Origin of the sequence: Pseudomonas sp. SMN5 (genome assembly GCF_052041925.1) — a bacterium.
Classification (GTDB): Bacteria; Pseudomonadota; Gammaproteobacteria; order Pseudomonadales; family Pseudomonadaceae; genus Aquipseudomonas.
Map to the genome: position 1 here is coordinate 88860 of NZ_JBKGGX010000017.1, position 23918 is coordinate 112777.

At 61.8% G+C, this 23918-nt stretch carries 24 protein-coding genes; 9 read left to right on the forward strand and 15 right to left on the reverse strand.

The features are described from left to right. Window positions 1–37: 37 nt before the first annotated feature. Entirely contained in the window at window positions 38–505 is a 468-nt protein-coding gene (locus tag ACLEJR_RS18170; RefSeq protein ID WP_440815564.1) for a TlpA disulfide reductase family protein, read from the reverse strand. 116 nt (window positions 506–621) lie between these two features. Between ACLEJR_RS18170 and arsC the strand changes: the two genes are divergently transcribed. From arsC to ACLEJR_RS18185, 3 genes are read left to right on the forward strand one after another with little or no spacing between them, the layout of a single operon-like run. Then, complete coding sequence (arsC, locus tag ACLEJR_RS18175) at window positions 622–975, forward strand: arsenate reductase (glutaredoxin) (protein WP_440794892.1); 354 nt, start codon at window positions 622–624, stop codon at window positions 973–975. Next, on the forward strand, window positions 972–1577 hold the full coding sequence (gene wrbA / locus ACLEJR_RS18180) for an NAD(P)H:quinone oxidoreductase (protein ID WP_440794894.1): 606 nt from the start codon (window positions 972–974) through the stop codon (window positions 1575–1577). The genes arsC and wrbA overlap by 4 nt, the downstream gene beginning before the upstream one ends. Then, complete coding sequence (locus tag ACLEJR_RS18185; RefSeq protein ID WP_440815565.1) at window positions 1570–1995, forward strand: DUF2069 domain-containing protein; 426 nt, start codon at window positions 1570–1572, stop codon at window positions 1993–1995. The genes wrbA and ACLEJR_RS18185 overlap by 8 nt, the downstream gene beginning before the upstream one ends. 100 nt (window positions 1996–2095) lie before the next feature. On the opposite strand, the gene ACLEJR_RS18190 is transcribed toward ACLEJR_RS18185, so the two are convergent. After that, entirely contained in the window at window positions 2096–2770 is a 675-nt protein-coding gene (locus tag ACLEJR_RS18190; RefSeq protein WP_440815567.1) for a DNA-3-methyladenine glycosylase I, read from the reverse strand. A gap of 67 nt (window positions 2771–2837) precedes the next feature. Continuing rightward, entirely contained in the window at window positions 2838–3662 is an 825-nt protein-coding gene (gene ttcA / locus ACLEJR_RS18195) for a tRNA 2-thiocytidine(32) synthetase TtcA (RefSeq protein ID WP_440794899.1), read from the reverse strand. A gap of 428 nt (window positions 3663–4090) precedes the next feature. On the opposite strand from ttcA, the gene ACLEJR_RS18200 reads away from it, so the two are divergent. Further along, window positions 4091–4693 carry a Yip1 family protein gene (locus tag ACLEJR_RS18200; RefSeq protein ID WP_039591896.1) on the forward strand — a complete coding sequence of 201 codons (603 nt, stop codon included), beginning with the start codon at window positions 4091–4093 and terminating at the stop codon, window positions 4691–4693. Between the two features lie 155 nt (window positions 4694–4848). Then, a complete protein-coding gene (locus tag ACLEJR_RS18205) occupies window positions 4849–5343 on the forward strand; it encodes a SprT family zinc-dependent metalloprotease (RefSeq protein WP_440794901.1) in 495 nt (164 codons plus the stop codon). 119 nt (window positions 5344–5462) lie between these two features. Here the strand turns inward: ACLEJR_RS18205 and ACLEJR_RS18210 are convergent, their stop codons facing one another. After that, on the reverse strand, window positions 5463–6644 hold the full coding sequence (locus ACLEJR_RS18210) for a CaiB/BaiF CoA transferase family protein (protein ID WP_440815569.1): 1182 nt from the start codon (window positions 6642–6644) through the stop codon (window positions 5463–5465). A gap of 304 nt (window positions 6645–6948) precedes the next feature. Further along, window positions 6949–8301 (reverse strand): dicarboxylate/amino acid:cation symporter, encoded by a 1353-nt coding sequence (locus ACLEJR_RS18215; RefSeq protein WP_440794905.1) that lies wholly within the window; start codon window positions 8299–8301, stop codon window positions 6949–6951. A gap of 332 nt (window positions 8302–8633) precedes the next feature. On the opposite strand from ACLEJR_RS18215, the gene ACLEJR_RS18220 reads away from it, so the two are divergent. Continuing rightward, window positions 8634–9632 carry an AraC family transcriptional regulator gene (locus ACLEJR_RS18220; RefSeq protein ID WP_440815571.1) on the forward strand — a complete coding sequence of 333 codons (999 nt, stop codon included), beginning with the start codon at window positions 8634–8636 and terminating at the stop codon, window positions 9630–9632. A gap of 160 nt (window positions 9633–9792) precedes the next feature. On the opposite strand, the gene ACLEJR_RS18225 is transcribed toward ACLEJR_RS18220, so the two are convergent. From ACLEJR_RS18225 to ACLEJR_RS18235, 3 genes are all read right to left on the reverse strand, one after another. Then, entirely contained in the window at window positions 9793–11139 is a 1347-nt protein-coding gene (locus ACLEJR_RS18225) for an ATP-binding protein (protein ID WP_440815574.1), read from the reverse strand. Then, the gene (locus ACLEJR_RS18230) at window positions 11136–11813 is read right to left on the reverse strand and encodes a response regulator (protein ID WP_440794911.1); all 678 of its coding nucleotides are present in this window, start codon (window positions 11811–11813) and stop codon (window positions 11136–11138) included. The genes ACLEJR_RS18225 and ACLEJR_RS18230 overlap by 4 nt, the downstream gene beginning before the upstream one ends. A gap of 112 nt (window positions 11814–11925) precedes the next feature. After that, window positions 11926–12525: a hypothetical protein gene (locus ACLEJR_RS18235; protein ID WP_440794913.1), complete on the reverse strand. Its 600-nt coding sequence runs from the start codon at window positions 12523–12525 to the stop codon at window positions 11926–11928. A gap of 158 nt (window positions 12526–12683) precedes the next feature. Between ACLEJR_RS18235 and ACLEJR_RS18240 the strand changes: the two genes are divergently transcribed. Next, window positions 12684–13475: a dienelactone hydrolase family protein gene (locus tag ACLEJR_RS18240; protein WP_440794915.1), complete on the forward strand. Its 792-nt coding sequence runs from the start codon at window positions 12684–12686 to the stop codon at window positions 13473–13475. Between the two features lie 192 nt (window positions 13476–13667). Further along, the gene (locus ACLEJR_RS18245; protein WP_440794917.1) at window positions 13668–14393 is read left to right on the forward strand and encodes a 4'-phosphopantetheinyl transferase family protein; all 726 of its coding nucleotides are present in this window, start codon (window positions 13668–13670) and stop codon (window positions 14391–14393) included. 114 nt (window positions 14394–14507) lie between these two features. On the opposite strand, the gene ACLEJR_RS18250 is transcribed toward ACLEJR_RS18245, so the two are convergent. From ACLEJR_RS18250 to ACLEJR_RS18260, 3 genes are all read right to left on the reverse strand, one after another. Further along, window positions 14508–16118, reverse strand: coding sequence for an ATP-binding protein (locus tag ACLEJR_RS18250; protein ID WP_440794919.1), 1611 nt, complete (start codon window positions 16116–16118; stop codon window positions 14508–14510). Then, a complete protein-coding gene (locus ACLEJR_RS18255) occupies window positions 16115–16837 on the reverse strand; it encodes a response regulator (RefSeq protein ID WP_440794921.1) in 723 nt (240 codons plus the stop codon). The genes ACLEJR_RS18250 and ACLEJR_RS18255 overlap by 4 nt, the downstream gene beginning before the upstream one ends. Window positions 16838–17328: 491 nt before the next feature. Continuing rightward, complete coding sequence (locus ACLEJR_RS18260; RefSeq protein WP_440815577.1) at window positions 17329–17502, reverse strand: hypothetical protein; 174 nt, start codon at window positions 17500–17502, stop codon at window positions 17329–17331. A 192-nt stretch (window positions 17503–17694) separates the two neighbouring features. Between ACLEJR_RS18260 and ACLEJR_RS18265 the strand changes: the two genes are divergently transcribed. Further along, a complete protein-coding gene (locus ACLEJR_RS18265; RefSeq protein WP_440794925.1) occupies window positions 17695–20586 on the forward strand; it encodes a ribonucleoside-diphosphate reductase subunit alpha in 2892 nt (963 codons plus the stop codon). A 350-nt stretch (window positions 20587–20936) separates the two neighbouring features. Here the strand turns inward: ACLEJR_RS18265 and flgE are convergent, their stop codons facing one another. Genes flgE through flgB form a run of 4 tightly spaced genes read right to left on the reverse strand, consistent with a single transcriptional unit; the run spans window position 20937 to window position 23855 of the window. Beyond that, entirely contained in the window at window positions 20937–22235 is a 1299-nt protein-coding gene (gene flgE / locus ACLEJR_RS18270; RefSeq protein ID WP_440794927.1) for a flagellar hook protein FlgE, read from the reverse strand. A gap of 30 nt (window positions 22236–22265) precedes the next feature. Continuing rightward, window positions 22266–22985, reverse strand: coding sequence for a flagellar hook assembly protein FlgD (gene flgD, locus ACLEJR_RS18275; RefSeq protein WP_440794929.1), 720 nt, complete (start codon window positions 22983–22985; stop codon window positions 22266–22268). Window positions 22986–23000: 15 nt separating this feature from the next. Then, the gene (flgC, locus tag ACLEJR_RS18280) at window positions 23001–23444 is read right to left on the reverse strand and encodes a flagellar basal body rod protein FlgC (RefSeq protein ID WP_003204730.1); all 444 of its coding nucleotides are present in this window, start codon (window positions 23442–23444) and stop codon (window positions 23001–23003) included. A 3-nt stretch (window positions 23445–23447) separates the two neighbouring features. After that, on the reverse strand, window positions 23448–23855 hold the full coding sequence (gene flgB, locus ACLEJR_RS18285) for a flagellar basal body rod protein FlgB (RefSeq protein ID WP_440794931.1): 408 nt from the start codon (window positions 23853–23855) through the stop codon (window positions 23448–23450). Window positions 23856–23918: the final 63 nt, after the last annotated feature.

The window sequence follows — 23918 nt, forward strand, 5'->3', positions numbered from 1 at the left end:
GCTCATCCTCACAAAAAGCCTCCATCTCACATAGCAATCACTTAATTGCCTGCAACGCCTCCAGCTTCGCCATCACCCCCGCCGCCGTCTGCTCCCCCAGCAACTGCTCGCGCAGCTTGCCCTGGTTATCGATGATGTAGGTCACCGGCAGCCCCTCGCTGCGCGGCAGGTCGAAAAACTCGGCGGGATCGCGGGCCAGCACGGTAAACCGAATGCCCATTTTCTCGCTGACACTCTTGAGCTCTTCACCCTGCACCTGATCGAAGTTGACCCCGAACACCCCGACATTGCGTCCCTTGAGCTGCTCGGCCAAGGCATTGAATTCCGGGATCTCGGTCCGGCACGGCGCGCACCACTCCGCCCAGTAGTTGAGCACCAGCCATTGTTTGTCCAGCCGCTGGGAGGCAATGGGCTGGCCGTTCTGGTCCACCCCGTAGTCGTTTCCGCAGCCGGCCAGTAACAGAATGCCGATCAATGTCAGTGCCGTGGTCAATCGCCTTGCCATGTGCCAGTCCTTGTCTGAATGTAAAAACTGCCGCCACCCATCGGCCGATCTCAACGTGCCGGGTGCCTCGCGGCACAGTAGAATAGCCGCCACCTTACGCAAGATGCGACCCGCTCATGACTGATCTGACGCTTTATCACAACCCGCGCTGCTCCAAATCCCGCGGTGCGCTGGAACTGTTGGAGGCCCGGGGCCTGACGCCCACCGTGGTCCGTTACCTGGAAACCCCGCTCGACGCCACTGAACTCGAACGCCTGCTGGGCAAGCTTGGTATCAGCGCCCGGCAACTGCTGCGCACTGGCGAAGACGAATACACGACCCTGAACCTGGCCGACCAGGACCTGAGCCAGGCCCAGTTGATCGCTGCCATCGCCGCCCACCCGAAACTCATGGAGCGGCCAATCCTGGAAACCGCTGACAAGGCGGTGATCGGTCGGCCACCTGAGAAAATCCTGGAGATCCTGCCGTGAGCACACCGTACATCCTGGTGTTGTATTACAGCCGCGGTGGCGCCACCAACGAGATGGCCCGGCAGATCGCCCGCGGGGTCGAGCAGGCCGGGCTGGAAGCCAGGCTGCGGACAGTGCCGGCGGTTTCTACCGAATGCGAAGCCGTTTCCCCGGACATCCCCGAGCAAGGCCCGCTCTACGCCAGCCTCGATGACTTGAAGAACTGCGCTGGCTTGGCCCTGGGCAGCCCGACCCGTTTCGGCAACATGGCCGCGCCACTGAAGTATTTCCTCGACGGCACCAGTAACCTCTGGCTGACCGGCGCCCTGGTGGGCAAGCCGGCCGGGGTCTTCACCTCCACCGCGAGCCTGCACGGCGGCCAGGAAACTACCCTGTTGTCGATGATGCTGCCACTGCTGCACCACGGCATGCTGATTACCGGCCTGCCCTACAGCGAATCGGCGCTGATCGACACCCAGGGCGGCGGCACGCCTTATGGCCCGAGCCATCACGCCGGGGCCGATGGCAAGAGCGGCTTGAACGAGCATGAAATCACGCTGTGCCGGGCACTGGGCTCGCGGCTGGCAAAAACCGCGCAATTGCTGGAGAAGGGCCGTGGCTAAGAAGCCGAAGATTCTGCCGCCCATCCCGTGGCTGGAACCGCGCGTGCGCATCGCCCGCATCCTGAGCCTGTTGTGCTATTTCGGCCTGGTGGGATTGCTCAGCGCTTATTACCTGTTGATCGCCGACCTGCACGGTGCCCGGCCCTGGGTGATCCTGCTGATCGAACTGGTGCCGCTGCTGATCCTGGCGCCAGGCATGCTCAGCGGCAGCGCCCGCGGGCATTCGTGGATGTGCTTTGTGGTGAACCTGTACTTCATCAAGGGCGCGCTGGCGGTCTACGACCCGAGCCGGCAGTGGTTCGGCGTGCTGGAAATGGCCGCGAGCGTGGCAGTGTTCTGCTCGGCCTTGTTGTATGTGCGGTGGCGGTTTCAGTTGAACCGCAGGCTTGCCGGGGAAGGTGAGATTTCCGTCGCCTGATGAACCGCTATCGCGAGCAAGCTCGCTCCCACAAGGGGATTTGTGAACGCCACAGATCCAATGTGGGAGCGAGCCTGCTCGCGATAGGCGCGATGCGGTTTCAATGATTCACTGTATAAGCCAGCATCATCGAAATCTGGCTCATCGGCCGCCCGCCGCTCTCCTCATGCCAACGGTTAAAGGCATTCTGCACCGCAGCCAGGTCACGCAGGCTGGTGGGCACTTTGTCGATGATCTCCTGGGCGTTGAGCGCTGCCACCACGTCGTAGCTGGGCACGAAGGTGTCCTTGCCCATCATCCGCAGGAAGCGCGGCGCTGACAGACCGCCCAGTTGGTGGCCGTGTTTTTTCAGGTAGGTCCACAGGCCAACGATGTCGGTCACCGGCCAGTCGGCAATCAGCTCGCCGAAGCTGCCCTTTTCGTGGGCCACGTCCAGGATCAGTTGCGCATTGCGCGGCACGCTCTTGAGCTTGCCCAGGTGCCGGATGATCCGCGCGTCCTGCATCAGCCGCTCCAGGTGTTCGGCGCTCATCAACACGACTTTTTCCGGGTCGAACTTGAAGAACACTTCCTCGAATGCCGGCCATTTGGCGTCCACCAGGCTGTGCTTGAGCCCGGCGCGAAATACTCGCAACGCCATGGTCGAGAGGTAACGGTCGTCGCTGATCTTGCGCAGTTGCGCCGGCGTCTTGGGCACCGGCAGGTGGGCTTCCAGTTCAGCCGCCGAACCGAAGCGGTTCAGACAATACTCGTGCAGCCACTTGTAATCGCGCATGCCCTCTCCTGGGGTCTGAAATGAAAACGGCGCCCGCGAGCGCCGTGAATACGAGTGTGTGCCCTCGTCAGAGGTTCACCACGTTGACGAACCGCGGGGTGGCGTTTTCGTCGATGCGAAGGTTGGTGAAGTCGAACAGGTTGCGGTCCGCCAGTTGCGATGGAATGACGTTCTGCAAGCCGCGGAAGATGCTTTCGGTGCGGCCCGGGGTCTTGCGCTCCCACTCCTGGAGCATTTCCTTGACCACCTGGCGTTGCAGGTTCTCCTGGGAGCCGCAGAGGTTGCACGGGATGATCGGGAATTGCTTGAAATCCGAATAGGCCTGGATGTCTTTCTCATTGCAGTAGGCCAGCGGGCGGATCACCACGTTGCGTCCGTCATCGGCCAACAACTTGGGCGGCATGGCCTTGAGCGAGCCGTTGTAGAACATGTTCAGGAAGAACGTCTCGACGATGTCGTCGCGGTGGTGCCCCAGGGCCATCTTGGTCGCGCCGATCTCGTCGGCGAAGGTGTAGAGCGTGCCGCGACGCAGGCGCGAGCACAGTGAGCACGTGGTCTTGCCTTCGGGAATCAGTTCCTTGACCACCGAGTAGGTGTCTTTCTCGACGATGTGATATTCCACGCCCAGCGACTCGAGGTAGGCCGGCAACACGTGCTCGGGGAACCCCGGCTGCTTCTGGTCCATGTTCACCGCGACGATGTCGAACTTGATCGGCGCAACCTTCTGCAAATGCATCAGCACGTCGAGCATGGTGTAGCTGTCCTTGCCACCGGACAGGCAGACCATGACCTTGTCACCGTCTTCGATCATGTTGAAATCGGCGACCGCCTCACCGGCCAGACGGCGCAGGCGCTTTTGCAGTTTGTTCTGATTGACCGTAAGAGTGCCCATGACGCGAAATCCGTGAGGTGTGACGAAAGGCGGGCATTTTACGCAAAAAACCGCGTTGCAGCGAAGGGGCTGATGTACCGCTGTTGTGGCGAGGGGATTTATCCCCGCTGGGGCGCGAAGCGGCCCCAATATTTCAATGCCACCGCGCTCTAGCAGATTGTGCGTCGGGGGTTGCTTCGCAACCCAGCGGGGATAAATCCCCTCGCCACAGGTGGTATCGTTTACCAGGTTTCACGGTACAGACCCATCGGCGATTAACGCCCCGCCCCACAGCGCGATTTGCTCTAAGCCGCCCATCCCCCTCGGAGTAACTCCTTTCTATACTGCGTCATAAGGTCGCACACACATACAGACCTTTACTTACTTGGCCGCTTGGCCCGTAGGCGCTCCGTTGGGGGGCGATGGCAATAACAAAGGAGTGACTGACTATGATCCATCACGTCGTGGGGCTCTTTACCCACCCTGATCAAGAATGGAAAGAAATCCGTGGCGATCAGGAGGAAAGCATCAGCCACATGTACCTCACCCACACGCTGATCCTGGCGGCCATTCCCGCCGTGTCGGCGTTTATCGGTACCACCCAGGTGGGATGGGTCATTGGCAATCGTCCACCGGTGATGCTCACACAGGAAAGCGCACTGTGGATGACCATCATGTCCTACCTGGCCATGCTCGGCGGTGTAGCGGTGATGGGCGCCTTCATCCACTGGATGGCCCGTACCTACGATGCCAACCCGAGCCTGGCCCGTTGCGTCGCCTTCGCCACCTACACCGCGACACCGTTGTTCATCGGCGGCCTGGCGGCGCTCTACCCGCACATGTGGCTGGGTATGATCGTCGGCACGGCGGCCATCTGCTACACGGTGTACTTGCTGTACGTGGGCCTGCCAACCTTCATGAACATTCCCCAGGATGAAGGCTTCCTGTTCTCCAGTTCGGTGCTGGCCGTCGGCCTGGTGGTGCTGGTGGCGATCATGGCGTTCACGGTGATTGTCTGGGGCCTGGGGGTCGGCCCGGTGTATACCAACTGAATCAAGGCTCCCCTATAAAAACAGGATCTGCCGACACAGGCCGCCGTCAGGCGGCCTTCCTGTGTCCACGCCTGCCGAAACGACCACTGGGCGCCTGGGCGATTCGCAACGACCGGCGCTTGCGGCATACTCGGGCTTCTGGAGACCCGTAAAGCATGCTCGAGCAACTCAATACCCGCGTCGAAGAGTGTTACCAACAAGCCGAATCCTTTTTCAAACGTCCTTTCAAACGCCCGGTGGTCAGCTTCAAATTGCGCGGCCAGAAGGCCGGCGTGGCGCACCTGCATGAGAATCTGCTGCGCTTCAACCCACAGTTGTACCGGGAAAACGCCGAGGACTTTCTCAAGCAGACCGTGGCACACGAAGTCGCCCACCTGATCGCCCACCAATTGTTTGGAGAGCGCATCCAGCCCCATGGCGAAGAATGGCAACTGATCATGCGCGGGGTCTACGAACTGCCGCCCAACCGTTGCCATACCTACGAAATCAAACGCCGCAGCGTGACCCGCTATATCTACAAATGCCCATGCGAGGCCAACGACTTCCCGTTCTCGGCCCAGCGCCATAGCCTGGTCCGCCAAGGGCGGCGGTACTTGTGCCGCAGTTGCCGGGGGACGTTGGTGTTCAGTGGGGAGACGCGGGTGGAGTAACCGAATTTTGCGGTGTCTGGACTGGCCTCATCGCGAGCAGGCTCGCTCCCACAGGAGATTTGTGAGCACCATAGGTCCAGTGTGGGAGCGAGCCTGCTCGCGATGGGGCCTGACAGCCGCTACAAAACCACCCCGCTGCGACGCAACTCTGCAATCCGCTCGACACTGAAACCCAACTCCCCCAACACCTGATCCGTATGCTCCCCAACCTGCGCACCAACGTGCCGAGGCGCGGGCAATCCATCCGAAAACTTCAACGGACAGGCCATCTGCGCCTGGTGTGTACCATCGCCGCGAGGCACTTGGGCCACTACCTCCCTTGCCTGCAACTGCGGGTGCTGCAACGCTTCCTCAAGGCTCAGCACCGGCTCGACACAGGCATCGATCGCGGCAAACAAGCGCTGCAGATCGGCGAAGTCATGTTTCTCGAACTCGGCTCGCAGCGCCTGCTTGAGTGTTTGCTGCTGCCCGAGGTCGGGCGACAATCCATGGGCCGCCAGCTCCGTCCGGCCCAACGCCTCGCACAGCGCCTGCATGAAGGCCGGTTCCAGGCTGCCCACCGACATCCAGCGGCCATCCCGCGTGCGGTAATAGTCATAAAAGCTGCCGCCGTTGAGCATCTGCTCCTCAAACCCCGGCGCCACACCGCAGGCCAGGTAACCGGCACCCGCCAGGGCGTTCAGACTGAACACACAGTCGGTCATGCTCACGTCCAGGTGCTGGCCCTGCCCGGTCTGCTGCCGGGCGATCACCGCGGCCAACAACCCGATCACCCCGTGCAGCGAACCACCGGCGATGTCCGCCGCCTGGAACCCCAGCGGCAATGGGCCGCTGTCGGCCCGGCCGGTGTGGCTGGCGAGACCCGCCAGGGCCAGGTAGTTGATGTCGTGGCCGGCGCGGTCCCTGTAGGGCCCAGTCTGGCCATAGCCGGTGATCGATACGTAGATCAGCCGAGGGTTGATGGCCTTCAGTGCTTCGTATCCCAGGCCCAGTCGCTCCATGACACCGGGCCGGAACTGTTCCAGCAAAATGTCGTGGTCAGCGAGCAATGCCTCGATCACCGCCAGTGCCTGTGGCTGCTTGAGGTCCAGGGCGAGGCTGCGCTTGTTGCGGTTGAGGTACGCGTGGCCGGCAGATACCCCGTGGTCATGGGGCGGCAAGATCCGCAACAGATCCGGCCGCGTCGGCGACTCGATGCGCAACACCTCGGCGCCCATGTCGGCCAGCAGCAACGAGGCGAACGGGCCTGGCAACAGGGTCGAGAAGTCGAGCACCTTGAGCGATGCCAGTGGGCCTTGCATGGGCGAATCTCCGCAAGTGGGGCGATAGCCCAAGACTAGGCAGTGGCTGGCGATGGGGCAATTACCGTAGGTGTCAGTGTGACTGACGATTGTGCTCAGACCCGCGTGGCGAGGGAGCTTGCTCCCGCTGGACTGCGCAGCAGGCCCTGCTTTTTGCCTGAAGTGTCATGGCGACTGAGAGATATTGGGGCTGCTTCGCAACCCAGCGGGAGCAAGCTCCCTCGCCACAGGAGCACGCTCGCCTTCAGAAATCCGAGGCATGAAAAAACCCGCCGAAGCGGGTTTTTCATTGCAGGTCTGAAGCTTACTTCACAACGCCTGGAGCCGAGGATTCGGCTGCCGCGATCTGTGCCGCCGCGATCTGCTCGTCATCTTCACGCACGTCGGAGATACCGCGACCGCCGGAAGCCAGCTCGGCGTGCAGTTGGTCTTCGTCCAGCTCCTTGACCCATTTGGCAACCACGATGGTGGCGACTGCGTTGCCCACCAGGTTGGTCAGGGCACGGGCCTCGGACATGAAGCGGTCGATACCCAGGATCAGCGCCAGGCCGGCCACCGGCAGGTGACCTACGGCCGACAGGGTGGCCGCCAGTACGATGAAGCCGCTACCGGTCACGCCGGCGGCACCCTTGGACGACAGCAGCAGCACCAGCAGCAGGGTGATCTGGTGGGTGATGTCCATGTGGGTGTCAGTGGCCTGAGCGATGAACACTGCCGCCATGGTCAGGTAGATCGAAGTACCGTCGAGGTTGAACGAGTAGCCGGTTGGAATCACCAGGCCCACGACCGACTTCTTGGCACCCAGGCGCTCCATCTTGATCAGCATGCGGGGCAGGGCCGATTCCGAAGAGGAAGTACCCAGTACGATCAACAGTTCTTCACGGATATAGCGCACCAGTTTGATGACGCTGAAACCGTGGGCGCGGCAGATGGCGCCCAGCACCACCAGCACGAAGACCACGCAGGTGATATAGAAGCAGATCATCAGCTGGCCCAGTTGCACCAGCGAACCGACACCGTAGGCGCCGATGGTGAACGCCATGGCACCGAAGGCACCGATAGGCGCCAGCTTCATGATCATGTTGATGATGATGAACATTACATGGGCGAAGCGATCGATGAAGTCCAGCACCGGCTTGCCGTAGGCACCCAGGCGATGCAGGGCGAAACCGAAGAGCACCGAGAACATCAGCACTTGCAGGATGTCGCCGTTGGCGAACGCGCCGACGATGGTGTTCGGGATCACGTTGAGGATAAAGGCAACGATGCTCTGGTCTTTACCGGCGGAAATGAAGCCGGCGATCTTGCTGGTGTCCAGGGTCGACACGTCGATGTGCATGCCGTTGCCCGGTTGCACGACATTGACCACGACCAGGCCGATCAACAGGGCGATGGTGGAGACGATCTCGAAGTACAACAGTGCATAGCCGCCGGTCTTGCCGACCGACTTCATGTTCTGCATGCCACCGATACCACTGACGACCGTACAGAAGATGATCGGGGCGATGACCATCTTGATCAGTTTGATGAACCCGTCACCGAACGGCTTGAGGGCCACACCGGTCTGCGGGTAGAAGTGACCGAGCAAAATACCGATGGCAATGGCTACGATCACCTGGAAATACAGGGATTTGTACAGTGGCTGACGAGTCGTCATGGCAAACCTTCCTCAAGCGTCCCGTGCGACAACATCCACCTGTCGTCGACGAAACCTCAATTGCGAACCCTCCTGCACTGGAGGGATTTGTTTTGGCGGCTGCACGCGGGCAGACCTACTCAACGTATTGCAAACCACGCGCCACTTTTTCGAAATGCCCTACATCCTGTATAGCAGAAGGGTTTGTTGATTCCACGGCGGCGTAAGCGGCCGGCGAGAGGTGGCGGTTTTCCGCCCACAGGGCTCTCTGCGTTCCGGGATTTGGCGGATATCCGCCTTGCCCGGCCCCGACCCGCTGCTACCATCGCCTGCTCAACGGACGGATTTACGCCATGCGCCAACGCACGATCGCCAGCCACTTCGCCCGCGCTGCCCTGGGTGGCGCTCGGCGGCAAGGGTTCGACTATTTTCCTCTGCTGCAACAGCTGGGCATCAGCCCCGAGCTGCTGGATGAACCGCGGGCGCGGATCGCCCCGGAGCAATTCGCCCGTTTATTGCAAACGCTGTGGCTGGCCCTGGGCGACGAATATCTGGGCTTTGGCCGGGCCCGGAGTAAACCGGGGACCTTCGCCATGATGTGTCACGCGATCATTCATTGCCGGACCCTGGGCAAGGCCCTGCAACGCGGCCTGTTGTTCTACAGCCTGTTCCCCGACGCCCCGAGCCTGACGCTGGAAGCCGAGGGCGAACGAGTACGCCTGGTCCTCGACGAGTCGACCTTGTGGGACCCGGACCATTTCCTGAGCGAAAGCCTGCTGGTGATCTGGCATCGCCTCGGCAGTTGGCTGATCGGCCAGCGGATTGGCCTGGAACAGGCAACCTTCGGCTACGCACGGCCAGCCCACGGTGCCGAATACGATTTGCTGTTTCCCTGCCCGCTGGTGTTCGACGCCAAGAGCAGCAGCTTGCTGTTCCACAGCCGTTACCTGGACATGCCGCTGTTGCAGGACGAGCGGACCCTCAAGCACTTTCTCGAACGTTCCCCCGCCGACCTGCTGTCACGCCCGGACGACGGCCACAGCCTGAGCAGCCAACTGCGCCGCCTGCTCAGCCGTGACACGGCCCGCTGGCCCGACCTGGACACCGTGGCCGCCCATCTGCACATCAGTCCCCAGACCTTGCGCCGGCATTTGCGCGAGGAAGGCACCAGCTTCCAGGAGCTCAAGGACCAGTTGCGGCGGGATATCGCCATCTACCACCTGGGACACGCGGACCTGTCGTTGCAGCAGATTGCCGAGCAGCTGGGGTTCTCCGAGCCGTCGGCATTTCACCGGGCGTTCAAGAAGTGGACCGGGCTGACACCGGGGGCTTATCGAGAGCAGGAGAACTAGGGGGTGACATCCAACCTCTGTGGCGTGCTGCCGGCCCCTGTGGCGAGGGAGCTTGCTCCCGCTGGGCTGCGAAGCGGTCCTAAAAACTTGCGAGCGCTGCGCACTCGAGCGGGAGCAAGCTCCCTCGCCACAGGCCCCGCCGACACAGCAAAAATGTCAGTCAGACCACCGGAAAATGAATCCGGAACGCCGCCCCGCCCAGCTCCGAATCCCCCAGGGTCAACGTGGCGCCGTAGCTCTCGATGATGTCCTTGACCACCGCGAGCCCGATCCCCTGCCCCGGGTGCTGGCGGTCCAGCCGTTCGCCACGCTGGAGGATCCGCGCCCGTTGGTCCGGCGGCACGCCTGGCCCGTCGTCCTCGACACACAGCTCCATGCCACCAAGGGTCTGGTGCACGCTGACCCGCACTTCGCCCAGGCATAGCCGGTAGGCGTTTTCCAACAGGTTGCCGAGCATCTCCAGCAAGGCGCCCTGCTCGATCGGCACCTGGCAGTGCTCCGGCAGGTCGAAACCGACGTTGACCCGTTTGTCGCGATAGACCTTGTCCAGGGTGTCGCACAGGCTTTGCAGCACCGGACGCAGGCGCACCTGATGGCGCACCAGCCCGCTCTTGCGCAGGCTGGCCCGTTGTAGCTGGTAACCAATCTGCTGGCTCATGCGCTCGATCTGGCTTTGCAGCACCCAGGCCTGTCCACGCTCCTCGGGACGCCGGGCCATGTCTTCGCTGACGCCTTGCAACACCGCCAGCGGAGTCTTCAGGCTGTGAGCCAGGTCATCGAGGGAATCGCGATAACGACTGCGCTGCTCACGTTCACTGTGCAGCAGGCGGTTGAGCGAACCGGTCAGGCGTAACAGCTCCCGCGGATGCTCAGTGCTGAGACTTTCCCGGGCGCCGCTTTCGATTTCGTCCAGCTCCTGACTCAGGCGCCGCAATGCCCGAAGGCCCCAGGTCAGGCCGATCCACAGCAGGGCCAGCAACACCGCCAGCGCCGCACCGAAGCCCAGGTAAAGATTGTCCCGCAGGCCCTGGAGTGTCACTTCGTAGTCGCGCACCGGCTGCAGGGTGACGATGCTGAACGCCGCGCTCTGGCCGCCGAGCAGCTTGACCTCCACGTCATAGACGAAAAACTCCTGGCCGTCGTTCTCGCGGATGCGAGCGAACTGGTTGCCCAGACCGTCATAGCGCGGCGTGTAGTTGATGTTTTCTTCCCTGGTCGCCTTCGATCGCCAGACCAAATGCCCGTCGCGATCATAGATATAGCCCAGCAGACGGGCATCGGCGAGGTTGAAGCGCTCGTCGGGCAATTGCGCGGGCATCTTCAGCTTGTTGTTTTCCACCCGGGCGGCGGAAATCAACGTGGTCACGTCCGATGCCAGGCGTTGCTCGATGGATTCCTGCAACGCCAGGCTGAACGCGCCCTGCATGGCCGGCAACAACGCCAGCATGAACAACGCCGCCAGGGTCATGGCGGCCAGCATCAGGCGCAGGCGTAGAGAACGAATCACTGGCAGCGCTCGTTGAACAGGTAGCCCAGGCCCCGCACAGTGTCGATCGGCTTGAAGCCCGCCGGGGCTTCCAGTTTGCGCCGCAGGCGTCCGACCAGTACCTCGATGACATTTGGATCGCGTTCGTCGTCATCGGGATAAAGCTGCTCCATCAAGCGGTCCTTGGCGACCACCTGCTGGTGATGACGCATCAGGTATTCGAGGATGCGGTATTCGTAGGCCGTGAGCGCCAGCGGCTCTTCATTGAGCGATGCTTGTTTGCGGTTGAGGTCCAGCAGCAACGGGCCGGCGACGATGGTCGACTGGGTGAAACCGCTGGAGCGACGCAATAGCGCGTTCAACCGGGCCTCCAGCTCTTCGAACTGAAACGGCTTGACTACATAGTCGTCGGCGCCGGCGGCCAGCCCTTCGACCTTGTCCTGCCAGTTGCCGCGCGCGGTCAGGATCAGGATCGGGAAGGTCTTGCCCTGTGAACGCAGGCGGCGGATCAATTCCAGCCCGCTGATGCCCGGCAACCCCAGGTCGATCACCGCCAGGTCATGGTTGAACTCGCGGACCTGGTACAAGGCCTCTTCGGCATTGCCCACAGCCTGCACCACATGTCCGCTGTCGGTCAGACGGGTATGCAAGTGATGACGCAACAACGCTTCGTCTTCAACGACCAATAACTTCATGAAGCCTCCCCAGGCAAAACAGACATCGATCCGGCGCGGCGCACCGCAACGACTGGCGCCGGATCGGCCCAGGACCGATCCGGCGGGATACCCTCATCCCACAAGGCACCGTTTAGAACGTGTAGTTGGCCGACAGGTAGGTCTGGGCGCTGCTGGTCAGGTCCAGCGAGCCGACCTTGTCGCCACCGTGCGGGCTCATCTCGGTGCTGGCGTTGCTGCGCAGGTAACGGTAACCCAGTTCCACCGAGGTGTTCTGCGAAATTTGTTGCAGGACACCGCCCTGCAAGCCCACCGCATAGCCGATGTCGCTGTCGCGGCTGTAGCCGGGAGAGTCCTGGGTCAGCTTGGTCAGGCCCGCCGTGGCGCCGCCGAACAGTTTAGTGCTGCCGGTGACCGGGTAGAACAGGTCGTAGCTGCCCAGCAGGTTCTCCTGACGCAGCTTGATGCCGTTATGGGTTCCGGAGACGTTGTCGTAGGTCGCGTAGTAGCGGCCCTGGTCGTTTTGCTTGCCCAGCCGGACACCGTAGGTGGTGTCCTTGCCGATGATGCCGTCGGCATTCGGGTGGTTCAGGCTATCGTTCAGGGCATCGGATTTCTTTACCTTGTCACTGGTCTGGCCGAGGGTCAGGCTGGCGAAGTTGTCATCGGCATGGGCCATGGCGCTGACGCCCAGTACGGTGAAAGCCAACAGCAGTTTTTTCATCTGAGTCATGATCAAGCTCCAGGAAACGTCGGTGGTGGTGAAGTCGCAGTCACATTAACCAGCGGTCCCTGAACACCCCTTGAACGTTCTCTGAACCTGGGCTGAATGAATCGGCTAGAGTGTCGTGTCTCACCTTCGTGCGAACTATTCATTCAAGGAGATCCGTCATGCGCAGGTTGCTTGCCGTTGTACTTCTGGCCCTTAGCGGTGTGAGCCACGCCGCCGTCCAGACCCAGGAAATCCCTTACACCAGTGCCGATGGCACGAAGCTGATCGGCTATTACGCCTATGACGATGCCATTAAGGGCCCGCGCCCGGGTGTGGTGGTAGTGCATGAATGGTGGGGGCTGAACGATTATGCCAAGCGCCGCGCCCGCGACCTGGCCGGCCTGGGCTACAGCGCCCTGGCCATCGACATGTACGGCGACGGCAAGAACACCGAGCACCCCAAGGACGCCATGGCGTTCATGCAGGCGGCGCTCAAGGACGGCAAGGCAGCCAGTGCGCGCTTCCAGGCCGGGCTCGACCTGCTGAAGAAACAACCCCAGACCGACCCGGACAAGCTCGCGGCCATCGGTTACTGCTTCGGCGGCAAAGTGGTGCTCGATGCCGCACGCCAAGGTGTTCCGCTGGCGGGCGTGGTGAGTTTCCACGGGGCCCTGGTGACCAACACTCCGGCAACGCCGGGCAGCGTCAAGGCCAAGGTGCTGGTGGAGCATGGTGCGCTGGACAGCATGGTCACCGAGGACAACGTGACCGCGTTCAAGAGCGAGATGGACAAGGCCGGCGTCGACTATAAGTTCGTCAGCCTGGAAGGCGCCAAGCACGGCTTCAGCAACCCGGACGCCGACCGTTTGAGCCACGGCGAACATGGCGGGCCGGACATCGGCTACAACAAGGCGGCCGATGAAAAGTCGTGGGCGGATATGAAGGTGTTCTTCAAGAAGATCTTTGGTTGATATCAACTCTCTTAGCTGAATAAACACCTGTGGCGAGGGAGCTTGCTCCCGCTGGGCTGCGCAGCGGCCCCAAAATCTTGCGGGCGCTGCACGCCCGAGCGGGAGCAAGCTCCCTCGCCACAAAAGCGTTGTCCATTTAGTCTCTCTTTGCCCCCCTACCCAGCATGCGGGCAACCCGGCAAAATGCCCGCCATGAAGACACTCCCCGCCCTGCCCGCCTGCTGTTCGCCCTTGGACGAACGTTGGCTGCTGCCCGACGTCCTGCCCGATACGGTGCTGCTCAGCACCCGTTTCGACCCATTGCTGCTGACCACCGCTGACTTCGCCAACAGCGCCATCGAGCCTCCGCCGAGCATCCAGCGTTCGGTCGCCAAGCGCCAGGCCGAGTTCCTCGCCGGGCGGATCTGTGCCCGGGCAGCCTTGCAACGGCTCGACGGGCAGACTTGCGTGCCGGCCATCGGCGAGGACCGCGCCCCGGTGTGGCCGGAGCGCGTCAGCGGCTCCATCACCCACAGCACCGGCCGGGCGGCTGCCATCGTCGCGGATAAGAATCACTGGCGCGGACTGGGCATGGACCTGGAGAACCTGCTCGCCCCCGAACGCGCCGAGCGACTGAGTGGGGAAATTCTCACCCCGCCGGAGTTGCAACGCATGGCTGCGTGCGGGCAAGACGACCGCGCATTGCTCGTAACCCTGACCTTTTCGGTGAAGGAAAGCCTGTTCAAGGCGCTGTACCCCATCGTGGGCCAGCGCTTTTATTTCGAACATGCCGAGGTGCTGGAATGGACGCCGGACGGACAGGTGCGGCTGCGGTTGCTGACCGATTTGTCCACCGAGTGGCGCCACGGCACTGAGTTGCAGGCACAGTTCGGGGTGCGGGATGGGCAGTTGTTGAGTCTGGTGGGGGTCAAGGCTTGAGATTGGTGGTGTTCTTCAAGGCGCTATCGCGAGCAAGCTCGCTCCCACAGTGGACGCATTCCAAATGTGGGAGCGAGCCTGCTCGCGATGAGGCCTATATAGGCGCTACAGAACTCACGACCTATCCTGATGCCTCGGCCAACTCAAGCTGAAACACGCCCCACCCAGGCTCTTGCTCTTGCCGATCAACGCTCGGCCGTCGTGCCAATGAATGATCCGCCGCACGATCGACAGCCCCAGCCCATGTCCACCCGAGGCCCGGGCGCGGCTGTCGTCCAGGCGCAGGAACGGCTTGAAGATCCGCTCCCACGCTGCTTCCGGCACGCCGGGGCCATCGTCTTCCACGTCCACCCGGCAACGCAGTTGGCCGACCTGGTAGCTGACGGTGACCCGGGAATTGGCGTGGCGCATGGCGTTGCTCACCAGGTTCTGCAGGGCACGGTGCAGGAAACGCGGCTCGGCCTCGACCCACGCGCCGTCGCAGTCGGCAGCCGACAGGCAGACGCCGCGCTCCACGCTGATCCCTGCCCGCAGCGGCCCCAGCTCATCGATCACCTGATTGACCAACGCGTCCAGGTCCAACCGCTGGAAATTCAGCGCTGGTGAGCCCTGCTCCAGCCGCGCATAGGTGAGCATCTCGTCCACCAACCGGTCCAGGTCTTCGATGTCGTGGTCCATGCCTGCCAGGTATTTGTCCCGGGCCTGGGAAGTCGTGGCACTGCCGAGCATCTCCAGGCCGAAGCGCAGGCGCGCCACCGGGGTGCGCAGTTCGTGGGACACCGCCCGGACCAATTCACGCTGGATCGCCAGCAATTGCTGCAAGTGCTCGGCCATGCCGTTGAACGCCGCGGCCAGGCGCCCCACCGAGTCGGCGCCGCGGGCCGGCACCCGGGTTTCCAGGCTGCCCTGGGCGATCTGCGTGGCGGCCGACTCCAGGCCGCGCAGGCGCCGTTCCAATTGACGTACCAGCAGATAGACAATCAACCCGATCAGGCTCAGCCCCAGCGCCGCAATCAACACCAACCATTGCGGCGGATAAGGATTCATCTGGTACAGCGGGCCGATTTCCAACACCCAGGGCGTGCCGACCATGCCGGCAAATACACGGATAGAGTCGCCGCCCTTGCCCAAGGCCATCACCGTATCGCCCTCGGACACCCGGCGGCGCTGGTCTTCGTCCATGTCCGCCTGCTCGGCGGTCATGAGGCGCAGATCGAAACCGAAGCCTTTTTCTTCCTTGAGTTGCGCCAGTCGTGCCGGCTGTTCGCTGATCGGATAGCGCACCAGTTCGTCGGCCAGCAGGTAGATAGTCGCCCGGGCCAATTGTTCGCTGATCTGCTGGACCTCCCCCACCAGCATCAACTGCTCGCCATCGCTGACCAGCCGGTAGACCTTCGCCGCGTGGGGTCCGGTCTGTTCCACCAGCGCCTGGCCGCGCAGCACGCGGGTGCGCTGGCCCAGGTCCAGGCCCGTCTGGGGAAACGTCTGCAACGCCAGCGGAATGCCCAGCAGGCGCTCCCATACCAACAGTGCCCGACGCCGCTCGGTGTCGTTCATCGGGCGCAGGTTGTCGGCCATCAACGAAAACGTGCCGTGGGCCAGACGCTCGCGGTACTGCTCGCTGCGGGCCTGGTTGAGCAGGTGCAAGGCCAGCACACCGAGCACCGCCACCAGCACCAGCGCCGCGCACATGCCGCCATAGATACGCAGGAAAATCGAGTTCACGACGCCGGGTCTACGCAAGCTTCGGGCACGAACAGGTAGCCTTTGCTGCGGATGGTCTTGATCAGCCGAGGATGCTCAGGGTCGTCGCCGATCTTTGGGCGGATGCGCGAGATGCGCACGTCGATGGAACGGTCCTGACCGTCATAACCGATGCCACGCAGGGCCGTGAAGATTTCTTCCCGGGACAGGATCCGCCCGGCGTTGGCGACGAGCAGCCACAGCAGGTCGAATTCGGCACTGGTCAGCTCGATGTCGTTGCCTTGCAGCCAGGCTTCGCGCAAGGCGTTGTCCACCACCAGCGGACCGAACTCCAGCCGCCGTGGTTTCTGCGGCGCCACCGGCTCCGGTTCACTGCGGCGCAACAGCGCCTGGATCCGCGCCAGCAGCAAACGCGGGCGGACCGGCTTGCAGACGTAATCATCGGCACCCAGGTCCAGGCCCTGGATCTGGTCGGTGTCGTCGGTGCGGGCGGTGAGCATCAGGATCGGCCCGTCGTACTGCTCACGCACCTTGCGGCAGATGCTCAGCCCGTCCTCGCCGGGCAACATCAGGTCCAGGACCACCAGGTCCGGCTGCTCGGCAATGATCCGCGCCGCCGCCACGGCCCCATCGCCCTCGATGGCGACGCGCAACCCGTTGCTTTCGAGATACTCACGGGTCAGCTCGGCCAGACGCTGGTCATCCTCGACGATCAATACCTGCCAGGCTTCTTGTTCCACTTGGGGGGCCTCGTCTTGCTGCGAATAAAAAAGAAGGATCAGCACTTACCTGTGGCGAGGGAGCTTGCTCCCGCTCGATTGCGCAGCAATCGCAAAAAGCGGGGCCGCTTCGCAGCCCAGCGGGAGCAAGCTTCCTCGCCACCACAGTGCTCGCTCCAGAGGTTCGAATACCGCCCCCTCTTTTTGTCATATCAAAGGAGGATAAACATGCCAGCACACCGGCCGATTGTATAAACGCCACCCCCGGAGAAAACAAGCCGGTAAATGCGTTCGGTCAGCCGGTTTTTATGTGATAACGTCCGCGCCCGCAGAAATCCTCGGGCTGTTTTCGAGCCATCGAAAACGTTGAAAAAAGGTCCACTCCAGCTAGTTCGCGGCCTACAGAGGCATTCCACGTTTCGCACACAAATTACGCACAGGCTTATCCACAGGTAGTACGTTGCAATCATCCCCCAAAACGCATTATCTTGTAGCCCGCCGCGCAAAAAACCCTACATATAGGGTTTAGCGCCAAAAACCAAACACAAGTCGGACAGGAAATTCAAGCGCTTTTCTGGCTTCTGTCCACCTGAAACATCGCATTTCCCCAAGCCCAGACCGCCCTTGCGGATGGCAACTGTTTCGAAGTCGAAAACGATCGGAACGGTACGGGTGTTGCAGTCCATTGCCGGTACCCCGGCAATCCGGTCCAGGGCCAAGGCCCTCGGCCAAGAACTTCGGATGGAAGCAGCGCCAGACGCCTGTTTCCTACTGTCCCGAAGTTGTTATACCCGACGCCAGTCGGTTGTAGTGCTTCAGGACGGAACGGTGGGCACCGTAATGGCGCCCAAATAAACATAGAGAATGTGGAGACACCCATGCACACCGACACAACTCGCGAGAACCCGCAGGCCACCGCGCCGCTGGCCGCCGATTCGACTCCGGATCTGTCCGCCACCGCGCCAGGCCAACTGCGTGTGATCAAGCGTAACGGCACTGTCGTTCCTTACACCGATGACAAGATCACCGTCGCCATCACCAAAGCGTTTCTTGCAGTTGAAGGCGGTACCGCTGCCGCTTCGTCGCGCATCCATGACACCGTGGCCCGCCTGACCGAACAAGTGACCGCGACCTTCAAGCGTCGCATGCCATCGGGCGGCACCATCCACATCGAAGAAATCCAGGACCAGGTCGAACTGGCCCTGATGCGTGCCGGCGAGCAGAAAGTGGCTCGCGACTACGTGATCTATCGTGATTCGCGCGCCAAGGAGCGTGCCACCCGCGCCCCGGCCGACGCACCGGTCCAGGCCCACCCTTCGATCCGCATCGCCCGCGCCGACGGCAGCCTGGCGCCGCTGGACATGGGTCGCCTGAACACCATCGTCACCGAAGCCTGCGAAGGCCTGGAAGAAGTCGACGGCGAGCTGATCCAGCGCGAAACCCTGAAGAACCTCTACGACGGCGTCGCCCTCAAGGACGTCAACACCGCTCTGGTGATGACTGCGCGGACCCTGGTAGAACGCGAACCGAACTACTCCTTCGTCACCGCCCGCCTGCTGATGGACACCCTGCGTGCCGAAGGCCTGGGCTTCCTGGGCGTCGCCGAGAGCGCGACCCACCACGAAATGGCCGACCTGTACGCCAAGGCCCTGCCGGCCTACGTCGCCAAGGGTATCGAATACGAATTGCTGAACCCGGTCCTGGCCTCCTTCGACCTGGAAAAACTCGGCAAGGCGATCAACCACGAGCGTGACCAGCAGTTCACCTACCTGGGCCTGCAAACCCTGTACGACCGTTACTTCATCCACAAGGACGGCATCCGCTTCGAACTGCCGCAGATCTTCTTCATGCGCGTGGCCATGGGCCTGGCGATCGAAGAGAAGCACAAAGAAGACCGTGCCATCGAGTTCTACAACCTGTTGTCGTCGTTCGACTACATGGCGTCGACCCCGACCCTGTTCAACGCCGGCACCCTGCGTCCGCAGCTGTCCAGCTGCTACCTGACCACCGTGCCGGACGATCTGTCGGGCATCTACGGCGCGATCCACGACAACGCCATGCTGTCCAAATTCGCCGGTGGCCTGGGCAACGACTGGACTCCGGTTCGCGCATTGGGCTCGTACATCAAGGGCACCAACGGCAAGTCCCAGGGCGTCGTGCCGTTCCTCAAGGTGGTCAACGACACCGCCGTGGCGGTCAACCAGGGCGGCAAGCGCAAGGGCGCGGTCTGTGCCTACCTGGAAACCTGGCACATGGACATCGAAGAGTTCATCGAGCTGCGCAAGAACACCGGTGACGATCGTCGTCGTACCCACGACATGAACACCGCCAACTGGATCCCCGACCTGTTCATGAAGCGCGTCTTCGACGACGGCAAGTGGACCCTGTTCTCGCCGTCCGAAGTACCGGACCTGCATGACCTGACCGGCAAGGCCTTCGAAGAGCGCTACGAGTACTACGAAGCCCTGACCGAGTACAACAAGATCAAGCTGTTCAAGGTCGTCCAGGCCAAGGACCTGTGGCGCAAGATGCTCTCGATGCTGTTCGAGACCGGCCACCCATGGCTGACCTTCAAGGACCCGTGCAACCTGCGCAGCCCGCAGCAGCACGTGGGCGTGGTCCACAGCTCGAACCTGTGCACCGAGATCACCCTGAACACCAACAAGGACGAGATCGCGGTCTGCAACCTGGGCTCGATCAACCTGCCGAACCACATCATCGATGGCCAGCTGGACACCGCCAAGCTGCAACGCACCGTGAACACCGCCGTGCGCATGCTCGACAACGTGATCGACATCAACTACTACTCGGTGCCGCAGGCGAAGAACTCCAACTTCAAGCACCGTCCGGTCGGCCTGGGCATCATGGGCTTCCAGGATGCGCTGTACCTGCAACACATCCCGTACGGTTCCGATGCCGCGGTCGAGTTCGCCGACAAGTCCATGGAAGCGGTCAGCTACTACGCGATCCAGGCGTCCTGCGACCTGGCCGACGAGCGCGGTTCGTACGAGACGTTCCAGGGTTCGCTGTGGTCCAAGGGCATCCTGCCACTGGACTCGCAACAGATCCTGATCGCCCAGCGCGGCGAGAAGTACATCGACGTTGACCTGAACGAATCCCTGGACTGGGCACCGGTTCGCGCCCGTGTGCAGAAAGGCATCCGTAACTCCAACATCATGGCCATCGCACCGACCGCCACCATCGCCAACATCACCGGCGTGTCGCAGTCGATCGAACCGACCTACCAGAACCTGTACGTGAAATCGAACCTGTCGGGCGAATTCACCGTGATCAACCCGTACCTGGTCCGCGACCTCAAGGCCCGCGGCCTGTGGGACTCGGTCATGATCAACGACCTGAAGTACTACGACGGTTCGGTGCAGCAGATCGAGCGCATCCCGCAGGAACTCAAGGCGCTCTACGCCACGGCGTTCGAAGTGGACACCAAGTGGATCGTCGACGCCGCCAGCCGTCGCCAGAAGTGGATCGACCAGGCTCAATCGCTGAACCTGTACATCGCCGGCGCCTCGGGCAAGAAGCTGGACGTGACCTACCGCATGGCCTGGTACCGTGGCCTGAAAACCACCTACTACCTCCGTGCCCTGGCCGCCACCAGCACCGAGAAGTCGACCATCAACACCGGCAAGCTGAACGCTGTTTCCAGCGGCGGCAACCACGGTGACGACTCGGTCCTGGCCGCCCCGGCAGGACCTGCGCCAGTGCCAAAGGCCTGCGCGATCGACGAGCCGGATTGCGAAGCTTGCCAATAAGCTGAGCGGGCGGGCGCTGAGAGGCGCCTGCTGAAAGAAGCCCCCGATAGACCGCTGGTTTATCGGGGGTTTTCTTTTGTCTGGAGGAAAGTGGCGCCTGGGCTGACCTCATCGCGAGCAGGCTCGCTCCCACAAGGGAACGCATTCCAATGTGGGGGCAGGCTTGCTCGCGAAGGCGTCGGTCCATCCAACAACTGTCATTGACTGAACCACCGCTTTGGCGAGCAAGCCCGCTCCTACAGGGATCTGGATGAACACGGGTCTATTCGCGATACGGCCAAAACAAGCGGAGCAGAAAAAAGCCCCTCTTGTGAGGGGCTCTTTGTGCAACCTTCAAGCAACCATCAACATCACGCCATCTGAATGATGGTCTGCATGATGGTGCTCTGGGTGGAGATGGTCTTGGCGTTCGCCTGGTAGTTGCTCTGTGCCTTGATCAACTCGACCAGCTCGTTGGTCAGGTTGACGTTGGACTCTTCCAGCGAGTTGGACACGATCGAACCCAAGGTGCCGGTTTGCGGGGCGTCGTAGCCCGGAATACCCGACGCGAAGGTTTCTTTCCAGCTGGTACCGCCTACCGGCTGCAAGCCTTGCTCGTTGGTGAAGCTGGCGAGCGCGAGCTGGCCGATCGGCTTGGTCTGGTTGTTGCTGAAGTTGGCCAGCAATACACCGCTGCCGTCGATGGTCAGGTTGGTGATCTGGCCAGTGGCGTAGCCGTTCTGAGTCGGAATCGACCGGGCGGTGTCTGCGTTGAACTGGGTGGTGTTGGCCATGGAGATAGTAATGGTTGGTGCGCTCGCAGCGCCATTGGCGGCCCAGACACCATTGGTTACGGTACCGGGCACCCAGCCAGTCAAGACCAGATCGTTGTTGATAGTCGCCGGAGGCGTGCTGACCTGAACCAGTTTGCCACTGGAGTCAAAGCTCATGGTCGACGGAACAGGCGCGGTAGCACCGGTAGTGGTCGGCAGGCTGCCGTTCAGGTTACGACCATCGATCAAGGTATAGACGTTCCAGGTATTGCCGGCAGTCTTGACCATGTATTGGTCCATGGAATGCTGGTTGCCCTGAGTGTCGTAGATCGGCGTGGTGAACTGCTTGGTGAATGTGGACGTATCGTTAGGATTGAACGCGGCGGTAATCGGCAACGCGGTCGAGTTCAGGTTGATCGTCGACGACACCAGGCTGGTGGCGGTTGGCGGCAGGTTGGACGTGTCGATACGCAGGTCGGTCAGGATCCCGTTCTGGATCTTGCCGTTGGCATCCACGCCATAGCCCTGCAACTTGGCAGTGCCATCGCTGTTGGTGATGTAGCCTTCCTTGTCGGTCTTGAAGGTACCGGCACGGGTGTAGCTCAGGGAACCGTCGTTGCTCAGGACAAAGAAGCCCTGGCCCTGGATCCCCATGTCCAGCACGTTGCCGGTGTTGTTGACGTCACCCTGGCCGAATTGCTGGGAAACGTTGGCCAGGCGCACGCCGTTGCCGACAGTCTTGCTGCCCGAACCCAGCTTGGTGGCCGAGTAGACATCCTCGAATTCCGCGCGGGACGATTTGAAACCCGTGGTCGCCACGTTGGCGATGTTGTTGCCGGTGACGTCCAGCTGTTTGTTGGCAGCATAGAGACCGCTAAGGCCGATGTTGAAAGACATTTTCCACTCCTATTGCCGGGTTAGTCGGCTCTACATACCAATAGTTTGTACTTTGGACAGGGCGATGCTGCCCAGCCCGGCCAGGTTGAGCATCAATTCACCGCCCGTCTGGCTGATCGTCACGCTGCTGACCGTGGCCGGCAGGTTGGTGATCAGCGACGTCGGCTTGCCATCGATGGTGGTCGAGGCCGCGAAGGTGTAAGTACCGGATTCGACGGTGGTGCCCGCGTCGTTCTTGCCATCCCAGATGAAGGCCGAGTTGCCGGCTTTCTGCGCGCCAAGGTCGATGGTGCGGATGGTCTTGCCGTCCTTGTCCATGATCTTGACCGCGACAGAGCCCGAGGCCGGTACCACCACGGTGCCGTTGAGGCTCTTGGAGGTATCGACCACCGCCTTGTCACCCGGAGCGATGACCGAACGCCCCACCAGCGACGAGGCCTGCAAGGCTTGCGAGGAGTTGTAGTTGCCGGCGATGCCGCTCACGGTCTGGTTGAGGGTGGTGATGCCCTCCAGGCTGCTGAACTGCGCCAGCTGAGCCACGAACTCGCCGTTGTCCTGGGGTTCCAGCGGGTTCTGGTTCTTGAGCTGGGTGACCAGCAATTGCAGGAACGCATCCTTGCCCAGTTCCTTCTTGCCGGTCGCCGCACCCGTCAACGAGCCCAAGGCATCGGAGGGCTTGTTGGTCTTGACCGAAGAGTTGGCCAGGATTTCGTTGAGGCTCAAACCGCCGGTGGTGTTAGTAACGCTCATGTGACTCGCCCCTTATCACTGACCCAGGGTCAGGACCTTCTGCATCATGGTTTTGGCGGTGTTCATCATTTCAGCGTTGGTCTGGAACGAACGACTGGCAGAAATCATGTCGGCCATTTCTTCGACCACGTTGACATTCGGGTAGTAGACATAACCCTTGGCGTCGGCAGCCGGATGGTTTGGCTCATAACGCGCTTCCAGATTGCTCTGGTCCTCGACCACGCCCAGCACCTGCACACCCTGCCCGGCTGCGTCCTGCTCCTGGAACAGCGAGTCGCTGCCGCCGGACTGACCGCCCTGGAACATAGTGGCGAAGACCGGGTGGCGCGCACGGTAAGTCTGGTCGATGCTCGACGAAACGGTTTCGGCGTTGGCAATGTTACTGGCGACGGTGTTCAGGCGAGTGGTCTGGGCACTCATGGCACTGCCGGCGATATTGAATACGCTCGCGATCGACATGGATTACTCTCCGCGCAGGGCCGATACCAGCCCTTTGAATTTGCTGTTGAGCAGGGTGAAGCTGGCCTGGAAGTTCACGGAGTTTTCCGCATAGTTGGACTGTTCCAGCTGAGCGTCCACGGTGTTCTGGTCAATCGAAGGTTGCATCGGCGTGCGATACATCAGCGACTCATCGCCATTGCCCAGGCCCTCGGCCTCGATATGACGGCTGTTGGTCATGTTCAGGGCAAAGCTACCGTTCTTGGTCCTCTCGTTCTGCTCGGCGAGCACTTTGGAGAAGTCCAGGTCCCGAGCCTTGTAGTTCGGGGTATCGGCGTTGGCAATGTTGTTGGCCAGGACTTCGGCACGCTGGGCGCGGAAGCTCAGGGCCTTTTCATGGATACCGAGCGCTTTATCGAAGCTGATGCTCATGGCACAAACCTTTGAGTGACCAATGTACGTACGATGGCTATAGCAAGCGTCGTGCCACTTTCC